Source organism: Herbidospora mongoliensis (genome assembly GCF_001570545.1).
GTDB lineage: Bacteria > Actinomycetota > Actinomycetes > Streptosporangiales > Streptosporangiaceae > Herbidospora > Herbidospora mongoliensis.
Map to the genome: position 1 here is coordinate 1 of NZ_BBXD01000021.1, position 17,897 is coordinate 17,897.

A 17,897-nucleotide genomic window follows, 5' to 3' on the forward strand; every position below is an offset into this window, starting at 1 on the left:
ACACCCTCAACGCGATCGGCAACCTCGCCGCCACGCTTCACGCCCAAGGCGAGCTGAGCGAAGCGCGCACCATGCAAGAACAGGCCCTCGACGCTCGCCGACGCCTCCTCGGCCCCGAACACCCCGACACCCTCAACACGACCGCCAGCCTCGCCGCCATCCTTTACACACAGGGAGAAACGGCTGGTTCCCGGTTGCTTCTTCGCGACGCCCTTGATATGAGCTCGAAAGTTCACGGTAAGAAAAACCCGATCACATCGAAGATGGCCATGGAGCTGGTGTCCATTTTCGACTCTCCGCATGAGGCAAGCGCGAGGAAGGCACTCATCATGCAGAACTTGTCGTGGCTGTCCAAGGAGCCCCCGGCCAATCTGACCGGAGAACAGAAGAGCATCAAGGAGCGGCTCAAGGGGTTCCTGTTCGGCGGAAGCAAGTCGGCCAAGCGCCGCCAGCCCAGAGGTAGGAAATAGGCGGCAGGCGGCCAGGAAATCTTCGAGAATCCCTGGCCGCGGTTCGCGCTCGTCGAAGCTTCCCTTTCGAGAACGCCCAACAATCCAGATCTATGGATGACGGGCGTTCAATGTGCTGATCGCCCCACTGACCCGATCCGCCAGGTGGGTGATCGCCGAGACCGTCCGGGTCGTCGGGTCGTCGTCCTCACCGCCCATGGCCCTCGCTCGGCTGTAGGCGGCCTTGACCTCTTCCCAGCGGATCTTCTGCTGGTCGGTGAGCACGCCGCGAAGCTCCGCCAACTTCAGGAGGTTCGACTCCGCCCCTGAGGTGAGCGTCTGGGCTTCGCCCAGGTAGTGGTCGTCGATGATGCCTTCCAACTCCGCGTCAGTCAGCACCGGGACCACCCGCTGGGCGAGTTTGTTCATGTTCCGGTAGGAGCCCTGAAGCAAGAAGGGGGGTTCCGTGCGGCTGGCGTCCGACTGGGCCGCCGAGGCGATGTAGGCCCTGTTGTTGGCCAGGACCACCTCCTGCAACCGCAGCATCTTCCGAAGCACGCTGAGAATCTGGTCGAGCTCCACCGTGCTGTAGGGATGTTCCAGCTGGTCAGAACTCCCCTCACCCCGCGCCAGCCGAACCAGCTTCTCGATCTCGCCATGGTCGGAGACCGGTGCCAGAACGCTGTTCGCCGTCAACGCGTTCTCGATGTAGCTGAGTGCGAACAGGTCGTCCCGGCCGCTCAGCACCTCACCGAGGTTCCACACGTCAGCACGGTTGGCCAGCATGTCGGGAACACGGAACAGTTGCCCCGACTCCGTGTAGGGGTTACCTGCCATACAGACCGCGAAGCGCTTCCCCCGTAGGTCATAAGTGCGGGCGGTCCCGTTCCACACGCCTTCCATCCGCCGCTGCGCGTCACACAGCGAGATGAACTTCTGCAGCAGTTCGGGCGACGTGTGCTGGATGTCGTCCAGGTAGAGCAAGACGTTGCTGCCCATCTCCAGGGCGAACGAGATCTTCTCCACCTCCGACCGCGAAGTCGCGTCGGGAGCGTCAGCAGGGTCGACCGAGGTGACCTCATGCCCCAGCGCAGGGCCGTTGACCTTGACGAAAACCAGGCCAAGGCGACTGGCGACGTACTCCATCAAGGTCGTCTTGCCATACCCAGGCGGTGAGATCAGCAGTAGCAACCCCATCCCGTGGTCCAGCTGCTTCGCCAGGTTGTCGCCGATCAGCGGCAGGTAGACCTGATCGATCAGCTGGTTCCGGACGAAGGAGTCCATGACCTTGGGGCGGTATTCGTCCAGGCGCAGGCGCTTCTTCTCGCCGACCACCAGTTCGCCCCGGCGTTTCTGGTAGGTCCGGTACGCCGGAACGCGCTCCGCCCGGAAGATCCGCGTCCGGGCCAGAAACTCGTCAAGCCGCAGCTCCATCGAGCGCCCCTGAATACGCGGATGCGCCCCGAGCAAGCCCTCGACAACCCCGTCCAACGTCGCGGCCGAGTCGTATCGCGGCAGCTCACACAGCAACAACGAGACGACCTCAGGCGACACGTCGCCCTTGCCGAACGCCGCCAGCCAGGCCCGCGCGAGTTGGATCCTGGCCGGCAGGTCCAGCGACGACAACTCATCGGTGAACGCGGCGAACCGCTCGGCCCCCAGTGCCTCCTGGAACCCGTCCAGGAAAGCCCGCGCCGCCGTGGAGGTCACGAAGCCCTCCGGCCCGGCGGCCAGTTCTTCGATCAGGTAGTCCGCGGCCAGGGAGGCGGGTCCTTCCAGGTAGCCGCCATGATCCTGGATCGCCGCGGCCAGCTCACCGGCCAGCGCCTCCAGGGCCTCCGCTCCGCCGCCGAACAGCTCCCGGGCCCGGGTGAGGGACTGCGCCCTGACCTCCCACGTCTCCGACGGGTTCCCAAAGGCCCAGAAGAACTGCGCCGCAGCACGAGCGGAAGGCAGGTGCCGCAGCAGACCGGCCCCGGCGTGCAGCCGCGTCACGACGTCGAGGATTTTCACCGCGTCGTGGTCGTGTACCCCACGCTCATAGCCCTCGTCATAACGAGACTCCGCCGCCCGCCGGACCGCGTCGGCGACGTCCCCTTCAATGGGGAAAAGCGACGCCGCCAGATATTCGCCCCGATAGACCTCACGCGTCTCCGACACGAGCAGCTGGTCCCAGAAACTCCGGGTGTCGTCGAATCCCGTCACGGGAGCCCGATAGTCGGTCCCGGTGATGGCGAATGACAGCGAGCCTTCGTGCGGGACCAGGGTCAGATCAAGAGGCTGCGTGTTGATGGCGAACCGATGGCGCCCGAGTTTGACAGTGTCGCCGTCGAACAGGTCGGTTCGATCCTTGAGGGCGCGGCCGGCCTCTTGGCGGGCGGCTCGAACACGGCCGTCGAGTTCGTCAGCTCGTACAGAATCACCGAGTTCCCGCAGATCAACGGCCACAGCTCGCAGCTTCGCGACCATCGGGTCGGCCGCGAAATAGGCGTTGACCTCGTCCAGCGAAGAAAGCGTCGACGAGCGGCGCCGCACCGTTCCCAGAATGCGGTCGGCCGACTCGGTCAGCCGGTCGGCCCGCCGCGCCCGGTCGTCGAGAAGGGTCTGCTTCCGTGCCGAGAACGCCTCGTAGACCTCTTCCCGCTTCCGTTCCAGCTGCGAGAGGAAGTCGTCGAATTCGCCGAAACGAGATTCCAGGCCCTCGATCTGGAGTAGCAAGCGGCCGAGGCGCTCGTCGCATTTCTCCGGCGAATCGGCCCCGGTCAGTCCGGCCGTCACGGCTTGGCCTAGCAGTCCGAATTCGGCCGCGAACTCGGCCTGTCCCTCGGCCGCGAGGAGTTCCCGTCGCCGCGCGTCGAGGGTCGCCCTGACTCGGTTGATCTCGGCGAGGACGGCGCCGACCTTCTCCAGGATGACGGTCCGGGCGGTCGCTTCAACCTCCAGTGTCCCGACCACCTCGACCAGCGTCTCCAGACCGTCGGATTGGGCCGCCAGGCGCTCCGACAGCGGGCCCGAGTCGGCCACGGTCCGGATGGTCTCGGCCTCGTCCGCCAGAGCGGTCGTCTCGGTGTGGAAGCCGGCGAACGCGTCGTCGCGTTGCAGGTCGGCGACCACTTGGGAGGCGGTCTCCTCCGTCTCCCGTGTGACGGTCTCGGCCAGGGCGTCGAGGGCTTCGAGATCGGCGTAGCGGCGCTCCCGGAGCGTCACCAGGTGGCCCTGGGCCCGCCGTAGGTCGGCCAGGCGGGCGACTCCGGTCGACCTGATCGCCACGATCCGGTCGCGGGCTTCGACCACGGCCTGGGCGGCGTCCTCGGTCAGGCGTTGGACGTTCTCGAACTCGTCGAGGACCTGCTCGGCCGTGCTCCGCACGGCCTTCAGCGGCTCGTGCAGGTCGTGCTCGCCGAGCCAGTGGTAGGCGTCGGCGATGCGGTCGCAGGAGGCGATCAGCGCCTCGAAAACGGCCTGCGCGGGGGCCATCTCGCCGACCATCCGCGCCACGGACAGCGCGTCGGAGATGCCTCTGACCAGCTCTCCGTTCCCGATCCGTTCCAGCGGGCCGGTGCCGACGGGCGTGGACGACTCCACCGCGAACGGGGTGTCCCACACCTGCATCGGGTGGACCCGTGCCGGTTCGTCGGAGGTCGCCCGGAACACCACCAGCGTGCCGTCGTCGAACAGCGAGTAGCCGTGGCAGGGCAGCGGGTTGGCGACCTCCTTGCGGATCACGTTGTACGGAAGCAGGAGATAACGCCCCTCCTCCCGCGCGTGGAAGACGTAGAGCACGTCCTCCTCGCCCCGGATGACCCGCTCGAACTCCAACGCGGCGACGTCGGTCTCGAATGTCTTCGCCACACCCGTGGTCAGGTAGTAGCCGCCGGGGAAGATGATTCCCTGGTCTTCGGGCAGCCGCTGGCAGGCCTGCCCGATTCCGTCGAGCCTGGTCACGCTCTTGGTACGGGTGTTGAAAACCAGGAATCGCCAGTCGGTTTCCTTGTAGGGCCGGATCTTCAGCAGGATCAGCGGCCCGACCCGCGCGTGGAACACGTCGGCGTCGGCGAGGCTCTGCAGCCGTTCGGTCACCGGCTCGGAATAGACGCCCTCCCCGGTCTCCGTGTTGTTCTCGACCTTGATGGTCAGGTCGCCGCCGACGGTCTCGACGAACAGCTCGCCGCCGATGGAGATGTGCGGGTGACGTCCGAGAACATGGTTGTCGCGCGTCGTCTCGACCCACTCGAAATCGTGGGACGGCGGCAGGACATGGTCCCGTTCCCCCCGCGAATCGAGATATGACAGAGCTCCGTCGACCGACATGTTCCACCGCAGCACCCGGATGTCCTGCGGCCCGGTCTGGAAAATGGCGAGGAGCTTGCCCTCGATCTTCCGCAACTGCAGCAGCCGGGTTTCCTTGTAATACCGGTAGAGCTCGGCGAAGTCCTTCTCGAAAGCCGGGTCGCCGAAGACGCTCTCCGACACCGAGAAGGCGAACGTGTCCCCCTCGCGGGAGAAACGATGAAACGAGAAGACGTCGGAAACGGTGGTCTGCGGGCGCAGCCCGATGAACACGTTGTAGCCGAAGATCATGGTGTCGCCGGCGGAGACCACGTCCCGGGGCACGCAGTTGTTCTCTGTACGGATGCGCTCCGTACCCACCAGGCGCATCTCCGACCCGCCGAACACCTCGAGGCGCCGGGCGTTGAGTTCCTCGGCCCGGCCGGCCAGTGCTTTCGCCTGGTCGGCCAGCCGGGTGCGGAGGATCTCGTACGTGCCGGCGTCGAGCGCCGCCGTCACTTCTCGGCCGAGGGGATCGCGGGACCGTTCTGCGACTTCATCAGGCTGGCGAGGAAGGCCGACACCGTCATGTCGCGGACGGCGCCCGAGTCGACCCCGGACACGATCTTGGCCACGTCGGCGCTGATGCTGGCGTCGCCGTTGAGGTAGGGGTCGGCCAGGGTGCGGGCCACGTTGGAGCTGTCGACGAAGCCGTCGATGCTCTTGCCCATGGTGACCGCGCCGACCAGCTTGTCGAAGAAGACGCTGTCGCCGCCGACGATGTCGATGTTGGCCTTGGCCAGACCGGCCGACAGGACCTGGGCCTGCGCCTCGGCGACCCTGCGGTGCACCTCGACCCCGGCCAGGCGGATCTCCTTCTCGGCCTCCAGCCGCAGGCGGTATTCCTCGTGGACGCGCGAAGCGTCCGACATCGCGGCCAGCGCGCCGGCCTTCTCGGTGAGACCTTCGGCCTCGGCCTTCAGCTTCTCGCCGATCATCATGGCGGCGGCGACGGCCTTGGCCTGCTCGCCTTCCGCCTCAGCCTTCAGCCGCTCGCGGGTGCCCTCGGCGCTCGCCAGGGCCTTCTCGCGCTCGACGATCGCCTCGGCGCGGCCGACCTTCTCGATCGCGGCGGCGTCGCGCTCCTTGACCTGCACGTCGGCCAGTCCCTGCGCGGCGGCCTCGGCCTGGACACCCTCGGCCAGGCGGATCTTGGCGCGGGCGTCGAGTTCGGCGGCCTGCTGGCGCGACTCGGCCAGCACGAGCGCCTCGCGGGCCTTGAACTTCGAGGCGGTCTCGGCGGCTTCCGCGGCCTTGATGTCCTTGACCAGGTGCTCCTGCGCCTCGGCCTCGGCGGCGATGATGACGGCCTGGCGGGTGCGCTCGGCCTCCTCGACGACGCGCAGGCGCTTGATGCTCTCCTCCTGCTCGGCGACGGTCCGCTCGACCGCGATGCGCTCGCGCATGACCTCGGCGATCGAGCGCTTCTCGACCTCGAGCTCCTTCTCCTTGGAGATGCGCGACAGCTCGGTCTCCCGCTCGCGGGCGATGACCTCCAGCAGGCGGTCCTTCTCGATGCGCTCGCTCTCGATGGCGATCACGCGCTCGCGGTTCTTCTCGGCGACGGCGACCTCACGGGCCTTGTTCTCGTTCTGGACGCCGAGCTGCTCGTCGGTCTTGATGGCCGCCGCCTGGGCCTTGAGGCGTTCCTCAGCTCGTACACGAGAGATTTCGGCTTCTTCGCGGGCGCGCATGGTCTCGACTTCACGCTTCTGCTTGATCTCGGCGTCGGCCTGGCGGCGCTCCAGTTCGAGGATGGCCTCCCGGGCGTCGACGTTCTGCCGGGTGATCTCCTTCTCCTCGTTGCGCTGGAACTCGTTCGTCTTGACGTGCTCGATCGCCGTCAGCTCGGTGATCTTGCGGATGCCCTGCGCGTCGAGGATGTTGGCCGGGTCGAGGCTGGACAGCGGGGTCTGCTCCAGGAAGTCGATGGCCGCGTCCTCCAGCGAGTAGCCGTTGAGGTCGGTGCCGATGACGCGGATGATCTGGTCGCGGAACTCGTCGCGCTGGGTGTAGAGGTCGACGAAGTCGAGCTGCTTGCCGACGGTCTTGAGCGCCTCGGAGAACTTGGCGTTGAACAGGACCTGGAGCGTGGTCTCGTCGCTGGCTCGGGCGGTGCCGATGGCCTGGGCGACCTTCACGACGTCTTCCGCGGTCTTGTTCACGCGGACGAAGAACGTGATCCGGATGTCGGCCCGGATGTTGTCGCGGCAGATCAGCCCTTCCTGGCCGGTCCGCTCGATCTCGATCGTCTTCACCGAGATGTCCATGAATTCGGCCTTGTGCAGCACCGGTAACACCACGGCGCCGGTGAAGGTGACGTCGACGCGGCGCACCTTCGACACGATCAGGGCCTTGCCCTGTTCGACCTTCTTGAACAACCGGCTGACCACGAGCACCAGCGCGATGACGATGATCAGAATGACCGCGATGAGTATGCCGGCTCCCGCCGAGATGACGTCCATGTTCACAATCCCCGTTCGTAAGGCATGACCCAGAAGAACTCGCCTTCGGTGTCATATTGGAAAATCAGCGCGGCCCCGCCCGCGTTGAAGGTGTCGGTGCCGGTCTGGCGCACCTGGATGACCGCGGTCGAGCCGTCTACGGCGCGCACCTCGGCCTGACCGAAGTCGGTGGAGACCGACTGGGTACGGATGACGCACATCTGCCCGACGAAGTCGTGCCGTGAGGGCACCTTCTCGGGGGTGGGTGTGAGGCGGCGTACGAGAACGGCGGCGCCGAACCCCACGACGAGCGCGGCGGCCAGGATCACCCAGCCGAGCGCGGGAAACAGCACGGTTCCGGCCAGTGCGGCGAACCACCCGACGGCGACGAACCCCGAGATCGCGAGCGCGGGAAGGCCGCCCAGCAGGCCGCCCTCCTCACCCGCGTCGACCACGCCGGTGGCCACCAGCAGCCAGAACCCGATGACGACGATCAGCGCGAAGCTGAACAGGACGGCCGGGAAACCTAATGCGGCGTCCAGAAAATCGCGCAACTTCTATCCCCTTTACGGCAATTGCGCCGTGTCCCCTCTTGCAAACGTGGAATCTACCAGCGGGAGTTCCAGGGGGAATAGATACATTTATGCCGGATGCCGCTGTCTCGCGATGGCCCAAACTCCCAACGCCGCGAGCGCGGCCATCTCGGTGAACACCAGCCCCCGCTCGACCGCGCCGAGCCCGATCGGCATGGCCCGCCACCACGGGATCCCGTCGCGCGCGGCGGTGAACGCCACCGACGCGATCCCGGCGATCCAGACGACGGCGCCGAGCCCGAGAAGCGCGGCGATCCTGGCCAGGGTGTCCCGCCACGGGTGGGCCAGGAGCAGCACCGCGATCGGCAGGCAGACGAAGGCCAGCACGCTGCCCGCCCGGTGGATCGTCCCCTCGATCGACGGTCCGAGGGCCCAGTTGTGCTTGGGGAAGATCGCCACGATCAGCAGCCCGAGGCTCCACCCGAACAGCGCCACGATGCCCACCGGATTTCTCCGCTGCGCCATCAGGGTGACCCCGATGCCGAGCGACCCCGCGGCGATCAGCGCCACCGAGGCGGCGAACAGCCAGGCGTACTCCCCCAGCTGGTGTTCACTGATCGTCCGGCGGGCCAGATCGAGGCCCGAGGAGTACTCCAACGTGAGAATGGCGGCGGCGGCCACGAAGATGGCCCCGAGTCCGGCCTGGGCGGGAACGCGCATGGTCTCTAAAATGCCACCATGCTCGTGGTACAGCGGGTGCTGACCCGCTGGTCCAAGGTCGGCCGCGGCGCGGCCGCGGCCACGCTGCGGGGGTCGCTGCCGGATCGGGTGCCGCTGCCGGCCTGCACGGGAGACGTCGTCTTCCACGACGTCATCGCTTCGCCCTGGTCAGAGCGGCTTCGCGAGCTGTCCCTGCCCGCGACGGCGGCGGGCCTGCGCATCGCCTCCGGCGGCCGGGTGTCCCGGGCCGCCGTGTTCGCGTCGTACCCGCGCGACCGGCGGGCCGTTCCGCTGTTCACCCTCGCCCCGGGCCGGCGCGCCCGATACCGGGCCAACTTCCGCTTCAGCGGCCACAGCCTGGAGTGGTACTACGAACAGTGGACCGTGACCCTGGCCCACGACGTCCCGCTGGACGGGGAGTTCCATTTCGACGTCGACGACCGGGTCAGGCTCTACCCCTGAGGGTCTTCAGCGCCCGGTCGGCGTGATCGGTCATGGTGACCTCGTTGTGGATGACGTCGATCAGCCGGAAGTCGGTGTCGATGACGAAGGTCATCCGCCTGGTCACGAACGGCCCGACGGCGACCGTGCGGCGCACCCCCATCTGCTTGGCCACCACCCCCTCGGAGTCGGACAGCAGCGGGTAGTCGAGCCGGTTCGTCTCGGCGAACATCTTCTGCCGCTTCGGCGCGTCTTTGCTGATCCCGACTCGGACCGCTCCAACAGCTTTGAATTCGGCGGCCAGGTCACGGAAGTAGCAGGTCTCGGCGGTGCATCCGGAGGTCATGGCCGCCGGGTAGAAGAAGAGCACGACAGGCCCTTCCTTGAGATAATCGCTCAGGCGGCGGGTCTCCCCGTTCTCGTCCGGAAGCGCGAAGTCCGTGACGAGTTCACCGATATTCATGGGTCAATTTCTACCAGTGCCGGGTGTCGTGAATCATCCACCCGAACCACCACATCCGCCCAATCCTGCGGTCTGACCTCATCGGCGTACCGCTCGAACGCGGGAAGGGTCCATTCCTCTTCTGTACGTCGCCGCAACGCCCCCCTCGACAGACTGAGGTGGACGGAGAAGTCGATCGGCAGCCCCTGCCCGAGCAGCAGCGGACCATCGAGGATGACCACGGCGTCTGGCGGAAGCTCCTGGTAGGGGGCTCGCGTGGCCCGGTCCTTCTCCGGATCCCACAGCGAAGGGATGACCCGCCCGGTGCCGCCGGGTTCGAGCGGCTGGAGGACCTCACGGGTGAGGCCCTTCACGTCGAGCCAGCCGTCGTAATAGGAGTCGGGATCCTGCTTGCCGAACTCGAAGCGGAGCGAGGCGGGCCGCAGAAAGTCCTTGGCCGACACCCGGAGCACATGCCGCCTGACCCGCAGCCCCTCAGCGACCTTGTCGGCCAGCTCCCACGGCCTGGCGGCGTCGGCCCCGTCGACGGCCACCCGCACCCGGCCCGGCCGCTCCGAGATCGCCTCCACCAGCTCGCCCACAAGCCCGGAAACCGAAACCGGCCGCACACCCATCACGCCATCATGCCCCGTCGCCGGATCTCGGTTGACTTGAGTACCGACAGTCACCGATGATGGAACGAGTCACTGGCAATAGTCGGTGGAAGTGAACCCGGCAGCTCTCCGGACGGTGAGTCGGCCGGGTTTCGCGTTTTCACGGGTCGATTTTCACCACCGTGTCGATTGTTCTCACCACTCGCCGGCCCCAGTCTCCGCCTTTTCCGTGGGCCCACGCCACGACATCGGGCAACCACAACAATGGTTCGACCGCAGGGCGGTCATGTCGGTATCGAAAATCCTCCGGAAGTGCGACTTTCCGCGCTATTTCCGTGATGACCTGACGATCACGCTGATCCTGGTCGCACGACTCGATCACGAGCGCCTTGACGGGCTCGTTCGCGAGATCGGCCACCGCCACCCGCAGGCAGTCGTCCCGCACAACCCGCTGTGATCTGCCACCACCCAGCCTGGCTTCGAAGAGCCGGGCCCGGACGGGGAGCCGGGCCACCACGCTGAGAATCTCCCGTCTGCGGCTGTCGCTCTCCGAGGTCATGTGCACCCTCTGCTGTCCCGGTTTACACAGGCTTCGAAATTCACCCCGAATCGGCGCGAAATCCTCGGGAAATACCAACACCACGCAGAAGATAAAAGACTTTCGCACTGACTCGTCGGCGAAGGCCTGACAGAACGTCATCGCACCCTCCATTGTCAAAAACTCGACAATATTATGGGCAAGAACCCGCTTTATGAGGCACGTTCCCGTCACCGGTGGGGGCGATCTACAGTGGGCGGCATGGGCATGGTGAAGACGGTCGGGCTGGTGCTGCATCCGCGCCGGGACTCCAAAGAGGCCATCGACACGATCATCGAGTGGGCCCGGGGGCGCGGGGTGACGGTGCTCGGGTTGCCCGAGGAGGTCGGGCGGATCGACTGCAGTGCTCAGGCCGTCGGGCCCGCCGAACTCGCCGAGCGGTCCGATCTGATGGTCAGCCTCGGCGGTGACGGGACGATGCTGCGGGCGATGCGGCTGGTCGCGGGCCGGATCACCCCGGTGCTCGGGGTCAACCTCGGGAAGCTGGGGTTTCTGGCCGAGATCGACGTCGCGGAGCTGCCCCCGGCGCTGACCACCATCGACAGCCACGCCCACCAGGTGGAGTCGCGGATGGCCGTCAAGACGACGCTGCCCGCCGACGGCGAGGTGATGGCGTTCAACGACATCGCGCTCGTCCGGCATCCGGGTGACGGGATGGCGGCCGTCGCGGTGTCGGTGGCGGGGCATCCGTTCGTGCGGCTGGCGGCCGATGCGGTGATCGTGGCGACCTCTACCGGGTCGACGGCTTACAGCTTCTCGGCGGGTGGGCCGATCGTGTCGCCCAATGTCGAAGGGTTCCTCGTCGTCCCGGCGGCGGCGCACTCCACGTTCAACCGGGCGCTCGTGCTGTCGGCCGACGAGGAGGTGACCCTCGAAGTGCTGCCGACCAGCGGGCACATCGCGGTCGAGGTCGACGGGACGATCTTCGGGCATCTGTCCCCGGGCAATCAGATCACCGTCACGGCGGTGCGGGCGGCGGCCCGGGTGGTGCGGCTGGGGGCCACGACCTTCTACGAGCGGGCCCGGCGGAAACTGCGGGTCAACGGGAGCGCCGAGGTCGACTAGGGCGCCGCGTCTCGTCTTGCGGGTCAGTGCCCTTCCACTTCGGACAGCCGCTGCCGCAGATGCAGGCGTTCCGGGTCGCTGCCCGCCAGGCCCAGTGCCTCGCGGAACGCCTCCGCCGCCTCCGGGAACCGGCCCAGCCGGCGCAGCAGTTCGGCCCGTGCCGCCGGATAGACGTGCAGGCCGCGTAGCTGGGGCTCCCCCGCCAGCCCGTCGAGCAGGGCCAACCCCGCTTCCTCGCCGTCGCGCATCGCGACGGCGACCGCGCGGTTGAGGTCCACCACGGGGGACGGCGTCAGCGACCGGAGGACGTCGTACAGCAGGACGATCTGCGGCCAGTCGGTGGAGGTCACGTCGGCCGCCGTGGAGTGGAGGGCGGCTATGGCGGCCTGCACGCCATAGGGCCCCGGCGGGCCGCCGGTCAGGGCTGTCACGACCAGGGGTTCGCCTTCGTCGATCATGACGCGGTCCCACTGCGAGCGGTCCTGGTCTTCCAGGAGGATCAGGCCCCCGTCGGGGCCGGTTCGGGCGTCGCGGCGGGCGTGGGTGAGGAGCATCAGCGCCAGCAGGCCCGCCACCTCGCGTTCCGCCGGCAGCAGGCGGCGCAGGATGCGGCCCAGGCGCAACGCCTCTTCGGCCAGGTCGTGGCGGACGAGATCGGGGCCCGCACTGGCGGCGTAGCCCTCGGTGAAGATCGAGTAGATCGCCTGCAGGACGCCGGGGAGACGGGAGGGGAGCTCGTGGGGTTCCGGCACCCGGAACGGGATGCGTGCCCCGCTGATCTTCTTCTTGGCCCGGACCAGGCGTTTGGCCATGGTCTCCACCGGGACCAGATAGGCCCGCGCCACCTCGACCGTCGTCAGGCCGGCCAGATAGCGCAGGGTCAGCGCGCCCCGGTCGGCTTCGGGAAGGGCGGGGTGGGCGCAGGTGAAGAACAGGCGGAGCCGCTCGTCGGGCAGGCCGCCGTCGGCTTCCGGCGCGGCCGGGGCCGCCCGGTCGGCCTCCACCTGAAGGAGGGCGAGCCGGGCGGCGTACGCCTTGTCGCGGCGGAGCCGGTCGACCGCGCGGCGGCGGGCGGTGGTCATCAGCCAGGCCCCCGGGCTGGCCGGAACACCGTCGATCGGCCACCTGAGCAGGGCCGCCTCGATCGCCTCGGAGGTCACCTCCTCGGCCATGTCGAGGTCGCCGAACCGCCGGACGAGCGCGGCCAGCAGGCGGCCGCGCTCCTCACGGAAGATCGCCTCGACCGACGCGCGGATGTCGCCGGGCATGCCGGTCAGGCGTACTCGACGACCGGCCGGACCACCATCGAGCCCCCGTCGCGGGCGCCGGGACAGCGGGCGGCCCAGTCGGTGGCGGCGTCGAGGTCGGGCACGTCGATGACGTAGAAGCCGCCGAGGACCTCGCGGGCTTCGGCGTAGGGGCCGTCGGTGACGACCCGCTCGCCGCTTTCGCCGATCGTGACCGAGGTGGCGAGGGCCTGTTCGGCCAGCGATTCACCGGAAACGAAGATGCCGGCCTCGCGGACGGACTTGTCGTAGTCCATCCACTCCTGAGGGGTGCAGCCGTCGCCCGAGCCGTGGATCAGCAGCATGTACTTCACTCTTCGCGCTCCTCTGGATCAGTACGTGTCGCAGGGGCGGACGGAGACGGCGCCGCCCTCCCAGGAGCCGGGGCAGCGGGCCGCCCACTCCAGCGCGGTCGCCTTGTCGGGGACGTCGATGACGTAGTAGCCGCCGAGCAGCTCACGACCCTCGGCGAACGGGCCGTCGGTCACGATACGCTCCCCGCCCGTGACCTTGACCGTGGTGGTGTCGGCGGGGTCGGTCAGGGATTCGCCCGAGACGTAGACCCCGGCCTCCTTGACCGACTTGTCGTATTCCATCCAGGCCTGGAAGTCCCCGGCGTCGCCGGTGTTGCCCCCGGTGTAGATCAGCAGCATGTATTTCATGAGCCAGCGCTCCTTCGTTTCGTGGTCTGACGAGATGACGACGAACGGGACCTCACCAGATGGACAGGTGAGGGCAGAAAATATTCCGCATGCTCATCGTGCGCAACGCCGCCCTTCGCGGCCGCTCCGGCCGATGGTCGCTGACCGTCGACCAGTGCCGCTTCACCTCGATAGAACCCGATTCCGGTACGACCCCCGCCACCCCCGCCGTCGACGCCGGTGGCGGCCTGGTCACCGAGCCGTTCGTGGACGCCCACCTTCATCTCTGCAAGGTCCACACGCTGGACCTGGCCGGGGAGGGGCCGCTCCGGGCGTACACGCGGGGAACCATGGGCGCGGCGATGGACGCCATCGACGGCGCCTCGGCCGTGAAGGCCCACCAGACAGAGGAGGCCGTCACCGAGCGCGCCCGATCCGCCCTGATCGAGTCGGTCCGGCACGGGGTGCGGGCGGTGCAGGCGTTCGCCGACGTCGACCCGGTGGCCGGGCTGACCGGGGTGAAGGCCCTGCTCGCGCTGAAGGCGGAGTTCGCGGAGTTCGTCGACGTCAGGGTCGTCGCCTTCCCCCAGGACGGCCTGCTCAAGGCCCCCGGCACCGAAGAGCTGATCGAGGAGGCCGTCGAACTGGGGGCCGACGTGGTCGGCGGGATCCCGTGGATCGAGCTGACCGACGCCGACGCCACGGAGCACATCCGGCGGATGGTGGCGCTCGCCAGACGTACGGAGAAAAGAATCGCGATGCTCGTGGACGACGCCGGCGACCCCGGCCTGCGCACCACGGAGACCCTCGCCGCGGAACTGATCGCACAGGGCATGACCGGCCGCGCCAGCGCGCAGCACGCCCGCGCGATGGCCCTCTATCCCGAGCCCTACCTGCGCAGACTCACCGAGCTCTGCAAGCTGGCGGGCCTCGGCCTGGTCAGCGACCCGCACACCGGCCCGCTGCACCTGCCGGTCTTCCCGCTCACCGACGCGGGCGTGCCCGTGGCGCTCGGCCAGGACGACATCGAAGACGCCTACTATCCGTTCGGCCGCCACAACCTGCTCGAAGTCGCCTTCCTCGCCGCGCACATCCTCGGCCCGAACCGCCTCGACGATCTGTACGACATGATCACCACCACCGCCGCCAGAGTGATCGGCCGGGAGCCGGCAGGCCTGAAGGAGGGCGCCGTGGCCGACTTCGTCGTCCTCGACGGGACGACGATCAGGGAGGCCCTGACCCGCCACAACCCGCCCCGCCACGTCGTCGTGGGCGGCAGGGTGGTCGCCTCGACCAAGTCCGAGACCCACTTTCCCGCGTTCACCGGAAAATCGGCGTAACCCCCTTTATGGTGAGGTCTCGGTGCGGAGCGACTCGTGTACGTACGGTCACCGCAAGAGAATCTTCCCTGATGGAGGCCACGTGCAGGCGGACGACCTGGCCGCGTTAGCGACCGACGAACGGTTCCGCCTGCTGAAATCGCGCTTCCGACGACTGGCCCTGACGCTCGTTGGAGCGTTCCTGGGCTGGTATTTCCTCTACATCGCCCTGTCGGCGTTCGCCCGCGACTTCATGGCCCTGCCCGCGATCGGACACGTCAACGTCGCGCTGCTGCTCGGGGTGCTGCAGTTCGTCTCGACGTTCGTGCTGGCCTGGCGCTACACCCGTTACGCCCGCCGGATGCTCGACCCGCTGTCGGCCGAGCTGCGCGACGAGGCCGGGCAGCGCCAGGCCGAACGCGACCGGGAACGCCGCATCCTGGCCGAACGCCACCGCATCGAGAACTGGACGCGCCGATGACCATCGGGCTGTTCGCCGTCTTCATCGTGATCACCCTCGGGGTGACGATCTGGGCCCGCGTCAACACGAAGGGCACCGACGACTTCTACGCCGGTGGCCGGGGCTTCTCCGGCCCGCAGAACGGCCTGGCGCTCGCGGGCGACTACATGTCGGCGGCGTCGTTCCTCGGCATCGCCGGCATCATCGCGCTGTCGGGATATGACGGGTTCCTCTACTCCATCGGCTTCCTGGTGGCCTGGCTGCTCACGCTGCTGCTGGTCGAGCTGATGCGCAACGCGGGCCGGTTCACCATGGCCGACGTGCTCTCCTACCGGGTCGGGAAGCGCCCGAGGGTGCGCACCGCCGCCGCCGTCTCGACGGTGACCGTGTCGGTGTTCTACCTGGTCGCGCAGATGGTCGGCGCGGGCGCGCTGGTGGGGCTGCTGCTCGGCATCCATCCCGGCGAGACCTTCATGGGGATCTCGCCGGAGGCCGCGAAGGTCATCACGATCCTGGCCGTCGGCATGATGATGATCTTCTACGTCAGCTACGGCGGCATGAAGGGCACCACCTGGGTGCAGATCATCAAGGCCGTGCTGCTGATGGCCGGGACCACCGTCCTGACGGTCCTGGTCCTGGGCCGGTTCGGCTTCAACCCGAGCGAGATGCTGGGCGCGGCCGACGCGCGCAGCGGGCAGCCGGGCGACTTCCTCAACCCCGGCCTGCGCTACGCGAAGGAGGCCGACGGCATCATCGGCAAGCTCGACTTCGTCAGCCTCGCCGTCGCGCTGGTGCTCGGCACCGCCGGGCTCCCCCACATCGTCGGCCGCTTCTTCACCGTCCCCGACGCACGCGCCGCCCGCACGTCGGTGAACTGGGCGATCGGCCTGGTCGGCGCCTTCTACCTGATGACCCTCGCGCTCGGATTCGGGGCGACCGCGCTGGTCGGACAGGCGGCCATCACCGCGCAGGACCCGTCGGGCAACACGGCCGCGCTGCAACTCGCCCAGGCCGTCGGCACCCAGGTGGCCGGGCCGCTCGGCGGGGAGATCCTGCTCGCCTTCATCGGCGCGGTGGCGTTCGCGACGATCCTGGCGGTGGTGTCCGGGCTGGTGCTGGCGTCGTCGACGTCGCTGGCGCACGACTTCTTCGGGCACGTGCTGATGCTCGGCAAGCCGAAGGAGTCGCAGGAGGTCGCGGTGGCCCGCTTCTCGGCGTTCGTGATCGGCGTGTTCGCGGTGTTCCTGGCCGTCGTGGTGCGGGACATGAACGTGGCGTTCCTGGTGGCGCTGGCCTTCGCGATGGCGGCCTCGGCGAACCTCCCGGCGATCGTGCTGTCGCTGTTCTGGCGGCGCTTCAACTCGACCGGCGTGGTGTGCGGCATCTACGGCGGCCTGATCGGCTCGATCACGCTCGTCGCGCTGTCACCGGTGATGTCGGGCGGGCCCCGCTCCCTGCTGCCGCCACCGGTCGACTTCCACGTGTTCCCGCTGGAGAACCCGGGACTGGTGTCGATCCCGTTCGCGTTCCTGTGCGCGGTGATCGGAACGCTGCTGAGCAGGGAGAAAGCCGACCCCGAACGTTATTCGGAACTCTCCCTCCGCGCCCTCACCGGCGCCGGCGCCCACGGTCCTCAGTCGACGCCCTAGCCGCCGGAGGCCACCGACAATTCGCCGAACTGTCGGTGGCGCTCGTTAGCGTGGTCGTATGAGCCTGTTCGTGGGTCAGTCGCCCAGCGCTTCCCAGACCTCCCACATATGACCGCTGACCGGCTGGTAGTAGACCTTCACCTTGACGGGGCCGGTGCCCTTGATGGCCTTGCGGAAGGCCGCCGCGTTGCACGGCTTGGTGCCGATGCCGGCCTCTTCGTTGGGGATGTTCGCGGTCCAGCCGTCACTGCAACTCTTGGTCACCCGGTTGAAGCCGAGGCCGGTGTAGCGCAGCTTCACGGCCTTCCTGCCGGGGCGGTAGAAGATGACGGTGCGGTTGTCGATGCTCTTCATCGAGCCGTAGGCGGTGACCGGGTTGGTCGGCGTGGCCAGGAACTCGGCGACCGTGGTCAGCGACGGGGTGATGGTGATCTTCACCGGGGCCGGGCCGAGGCTGAGCACGAACTTGAGGTCGAGAGCGTCGCAGTCGGTGGTGCCCAGGCCCTTCCTGTCCTGCCGGATGCGGCCCTCGGTCTCCTTGAGGTCGCACGCGGTGGTGATGCGGCGGTAGCGCACGCCGTCGGTGAAGATGCGGCGCTCCTTGGCGCCCGCGACCGTGGTCAGTTTGTAGCGGCGGATCCCGTTCTGGGTGACGAGCTTGGCCTTGGCCGGGGTGATGCGCAGATGGTTGGAACCGTCCGCCCAGGCGTAGCCGTAGATGGTCTGGGTCTTCGCACCGGTGGCGGCGGCGGGCGTGGCTATGAGTGTGCTCGCGGCCAGGGCGGCGACGGCGGTGGCGATCAGCGGGCGGGTCATTCGGTTTCCCCCGGGGGTGGTCGGTCGTCCGTTTTGTCGTTCGGAGAGTGAGACTCGCCGAGGACGGTGCAAGTTCAAATGCATTTGTGCC

At 68.0% G+C, this 17,897-nt stretch carries 17 protein-coding genes; 6 read left to right on the forward strand and 11 right to left on the reverse strand.

What is annotated here, in order from left to right; translation table 11 throughout:
- Positions 1-470 (forward strand): tetratricopeptide repeat protein (locus tag AW272_RS30585; RefSeq protein WP_157518894.1); only part of this gene is annotated, 470 nt, incomplete at its 5' end.
- A 90-nt stretch (positions 471-560) separates the two neighbouring features.
- Here the strand turns inward: AW272_RS30585 and AW272_RS30590 are convergent.
- The 4 genes from AW272_RS30590 to AW272_RS30605 all read right to left on the reverse strand — a co-directional run bounded on the left by AW272_RS30590 (position 561) and on the right by AW272_RS30605 (position 8,475).
- Positions 561-5,237 carry a DNA repair ATPase gene (locus tag AW272_RS30590; protein WP_066372646.1) on the reverse strand — a complete coding sequence of 1,559 codons (4,677 nt, stop codon included), beginning with the start codon at positions 5,235-5,237 and terminating at the stop codon, positions 561-563.
- Complete coding sequence (locus tag AW272_RS30595; RefSeq protein ID WP_066372649.1) at positions 5,234-7,243, reverse strand: flotillin family protein; 2,010 nt, start codon at positions 7,241-7,243, stop codon at positions 5,234-5,236. Before AW272_RS30595 ends, AW272_RS30590 begins: the two co-directional genes overlap by 4 nt.
- Before the next feature lie 2 nt (positions 7,244-7,245).
- A complete protein-coding gene (locus AW272_RS30600; RefSeq protein ID WP_066372652.1) occupies positions 7,246-7,776 on the reverse strand; it encodes a hypothetical protein in 531 nt (176 codons plus the stop codon).
- Between the two features lie 87 nt (positions 7,777-7,863).
- Positions 7,864-8,475 carry a DUF998 domain-containing protein gene (locus tag AW272_RS30605; protein WP_066372654.1) on the reverse strand — a complete coding sequence of 204 codons (612 nt, stop codon included), beginning with the start codon at positions 8,473-8,475 and terminating at the stop codon, positions 7,864-7,866.
- 18 nt (positions 8,476-8,493) lie between these two features.
- Between AW272_RS30605 and AW272_RS30610 the strand changes: the two genes are divergently transcribed.
- The gene (locus AW272_RS30610) at positions 8,494-8,937 is read left to right on the forward strand and encodes a hypothetical protein (RefSeq protein ID WP_066372656.1); all 444 of its coding nucleotides are present in this window, start codon (positions 8,494-8,496) and stop codon (positions 8,935-8,937) included.
- Here the strand turns inward: AW272_RS30610 and AW272_RS30615 are convergent.
- From AW272_RS30615 to AW272_RS30625, 3 genes are all read right to left on the reverse strand, one after another.
- Positions 8,921-9,379 carry a peroxiredoxin gene (locus AW272_RS30615; RefSeq protein ID WP_066372659.1) on the reverse strand — a complete coding sequence of 153 codons (459 nt, stop codon included), beginning with the start codon at positions 9,377-9,379 and terminating at the stop codon, positions 8,921-8,923. The two genes, AW272_RS30610 and AW272_RS30615, sit on opposite strands and share 17 nt — an antisense overlap.
- Positions 9,376-9,993: a nucleoside/nucleotide kinase family protein gene (locus tag AW272_RS30620; RefSeq protein ID WP_066372663.1), complete on the reverse strand. Its 618-nt coding sequence runs from the start codon at positions 9,991-9,993 to the stop codon at positions 9,376-9,378. Before AW272_RS30620 ends, AW272_RS30615 begins: the two co-directional genes overlap by 4 nt.
- Before the next feature lie 139 nt (positions 9,994-10,132).
- Positions 10,133-10,672: a hypothetical protein gene (locus tag AW272_RS30625; protein ID WP_066373076.1), complete on the reverse strand. Its 540-nt coding sequence runs from the start codon at positions 10,670-10,672 to the stop codon at positions 10,133-10,135.
- Positions 10,673-10,771: 99 nt separating this feature from the next.
- Here AW272_RS30625 and AW272_RS30630 point away from each other — a divergent pair, with 99 nt between their 5' ends.
- Complete coding sequence (locus AW272_RS30630) at positions 10,772-11,635, forward strand: NAD(+)/NADH kinase (protein ID WP_174551872.1); 864 nt, start codon at positions 10,772-10,774, stop codon at positions 11,633-11,635.
- A gap of 23 nt (positions 11,636-11,658) precedes the next feature.
- Here the strand turns inward: AW272_RS30630 and AW272_RS30635 are convergent, their stop codons facing one another.
- Genes AW272_RS30635 through AW272_RS30645 form a run of 3 tightly spaced genes read right to left on the reverse strand, consistent with a single transcriptional unit; the run spans position 11,659 to position 13,583 of the window.
- Complete coding sequence (locus AW272_RS30635) at positions 11,659-12,903, reverse strand: RNA polymerase sigma factor (RefSeq protein WP_066372666.1); 1,245 nt, start codon at positions 12,901-12,903, stop codon at positions 11,659-11,661.
- 5 nt (positions 12,904-12,908) lie between these two features.
- Positions 12,909-13,226, reverse strand: a complete 318-nt coding sequence (locus AW272_RS30640; protein ID WP_174551873.1) for a YciI family protein — start codon at positions 13,224-13,226, stop codon at positions 12,909-12,911.
- Between the two features lie 27 nt (positions 13,227-13,253).
- Positions 13,254-13,583 (reverse strand): YciI family protein, encoded by a 330-nt coding sequence (locus tag AW272_RS30645; RefSeq protein WP_066372671.1) that lies wholly within the window; start codon positions 13,581-13,583, stop codon positions 13,254-13,256.
- Between the two features lie 89 nt (positions 13,584-13,672).
- Between AW272_RS30645 and AW272_RS30650 the strand changes: the two genes are divergently transcribed.
- The 3 genes from AW272_RS30650 (at position 13,673) to AW272_RS30660 (ending at position 16,990) form a co-directional block, all read left to right on the forward strand.
- Positions 13,673-14,902, forward strand: a complete 1,230-nt coding sequence (locus AW272_RS30650) for an amidohydrolase family protein (protein ID WP_066372674.1) — start codon at positions 13,673-13,675, stop codon at positions 14,900-14,902.
- Positions 14,903-14,984: 82 nt separating this feature from the next.
- Positions 14,985-15,362: a DUF485 domain-containing protein gene (locus AW272_RS30655; protein WP_066372676.1), complete on the forward strand. Its 378-nt coding sequence runs from the start codon at positions 14,985-14,987 to the stop codon at positions 15,360-15,362.
- Positions 15,359-16,990 (forward strand): monocarboxylic acid transporter, encoded by a 1,632-nt coding sequence (locus AW272_RS30660; RefSeq protein ID WP_066372678.1) that lies wholly within the window; start codon positions 15,359-15,361, stop codon positions 16,988-16,990. Before AW272_RS30655 ends, AW272_RS30660 begins: the two co-directional genes overlap by 4 nt.
- A gap of 75 nt (positions 16,991-17,065) precedes the next feature.
- Here AW272_RS30660 and AW272_RS30665 read toward each other — a convergent pair whose 3' ends face one another.
- Positions 17,066-17,806 (reverse strand): hypothetical protein, encoded by a 741-nt coding sequence (locus AW272_RS30665; protein ID WP_066372681.1) that lies wholly within the window; start codon positions 17,804-17,806, stop codon positions 17,066-17,068.
- Positions 17,807-17,897: the final 91 nt, after the last annotated feature.

Coding starts and splice junctions, on each gene's coding strand:
- AW272_RS30595 (WP_066372649.1), bottom strand. CDS start 7,243: ATGGACGTCATCTCGGCGGGAGCCGGCATACTCATCGCGGTCATTCTG.
- AW272_RS30605 (WP_066372654.1), bottom strand. CDS start 8,475: ATGCGCGTTCCCGCCCAGGCCGGACTCGGGGCCATCTTCGTGGCCGCC.
- AW272_RS30610 (WP_066372656.1), top strand. CDS start 8,494: ATGCTCGTGGTACAGCGGGTGCTGACCCGCTGGTCCAAGGTCGGCCGC.
- AW272_RS30615 (WP_066372659.1), bottom strand. CDS start 9,379: ATGAATATCGGTGAACTCGTCACGGACTTCGCGCTTCCGGACGAGAAC.
- AW272_RS30620 (WP_066372663.1), bottom strand. CDS start 9,993: ATGGGTGTGCGGCCGGTTTCGGTTTCCGGGCTTGTGGGCGAGCTGGTG.
- AW272_RS30625 (WP_066373076.1), bottom strand. CDS start 10,672: ATGACGTTCTGTCAGGCCTTCGCCGACGAGTCAGTGCGAAAGTCTTTT.
- AW272_RS30630 (WP_174551872.1), top strand. CDS start 10,772: ATGGGCATGGTGAAGACGGTCGGGCTGGTGCTGCATCCGCGCCGGGAC.
- AW272_RS30635 (WP_066372666.1), bottom strand. CDS start 12,903: ATGCCCGGCGACATCCGCGCGTCGGTCGAGGCGATCTTCCGTGAGGAG.
- AW272_RS30640 (WP_174551873.1), bottom strand. CDS start 13,226: ATGCTGCTGATCCACGGCTCGGGCGACGGCTGCACCCCTCAGGAGTGG.
- AW272_RS30645 (WP_066372671.1), bottom strand. CDS start 13,583: ATGAAATACATGCTGCTGATCTACACCGGGGGCAACACCGGCGACGCC.
- AW272_RS30650 (WP_066372674.1), top strand. CDS start 13,673: ATGCTCATCGTGCGCAACGCCGCCCTTCGCGGCCGCTCCGGCCGATGG.
- AW272_RS30660 (WP_066372678.1), top strand. CDS start 15,359: ATGACCATCGGGCTGTTCGCCGTCTTCATCGTGATCACCCTCGGGGTG.
- AW272_RS30665 (WP_066372681.1), bottom strand. CDS start 17,806: ATGACCCGCCCGCTGATCGCCACCGCCGTCGCCGCCCTGGCCGCGAGC.